At 47.1% G+C, this 906-nt stretch carries 1 protein-coding gene; it reads right to left on the reverse strand.

Annotation, left to right across the window (positions count from 1 at the left end; translation table 11 throughout):
• Nucleotide 1 precedes the first annotated feature (1 nt).
• A partial coding sequence (locus H9Y05_RS16220; RefSeq protein ID WP_216714910.1) for a PorP/SprF family type IX secretion system membrane protein occupies nt 2-906 on the reverse strand: 905 nt, incomplete at its 5' end.

The following is a 906-nucleotide window of genomic DNA, read 5'->3' on the forward strand; positions in this document are numbered from 1 at the left end:
TTTAGAAAGAAGGACACGAAATGGTTCTGAACTGCGGAATTTTCTTCTTACAATTCAGGTTCAGTCCCAGTGACACCTCGTGTGAACCTCCGGAAACTCCGTTGTTCAGCTGAGATACGGTAACGTCGTAACTGTACCCGATCCGGAACATCCCTGTATTGATCCCGATCGTTGTAATGAAGGCATCACTTGTTCGGTACCACACACCAGCGGTGAAAATCCCGTACTTCACATACGTTCCGATGTTCAACTCCTGGAATCCGTTCTGGTACTGGTAAATCACATTGGGCATAATCGATGTGGTATTGGAGTATTTTGATTTTCCTCCCAGTTTGATTTCTGCTCCGGCATGCCCCGTAAAACGCATTGGAAGACGGCTTTCTCCTACAATCATTGATTCGTTGGGCATGTTCAGGTGATGTGCCGCAACTCCGAAGAAGAACACATCCGAATACCCCACAATTCCTGCTGAAGCATCAAAGAAACCTCGGGTACCTCCCCGGGGAACATCCCCTGTTTGGTAGATAAATCCTTTTCTGGGATCAATCATGTCTCCGAATGTCAGCTTATCCCAGTCCAGGAATTTCTGATACCAGGCAGCGCGGGCGCCAAACATCAGGGAAAACTTTCGCGTAACAGATAAATGGTACGAGTAAATCAATCCCAACATCGAAGTCTGGATCGTTCCCTGTCCCTGCATATCGTGCGTCGCCAACACCCCGATTCCTCCGGAAATATTTTTAAAATATTGATCGTATGCAGCTGCGTACGTTACATAATTCCCCGAAAGGCTGGGCCACTGATTGCGGTAATTTGCTGCAAATCGCGGACAACCGTTAGAACCTGCAAAAGCAGGATTCAGATAGATCGGGTTTGAATAAAATTGCGTAAACGACGGATCCTGAG

The organism is Taishania pollutisoli (assembly GCF_014518315.1).
GTDB classification, from domain to species: Bacteria; Bacteroidota; Bacteroidia; order Flavobacteriales_D; family Crocinitomicaceae; genus Taishania; species Taishania pollutisoli.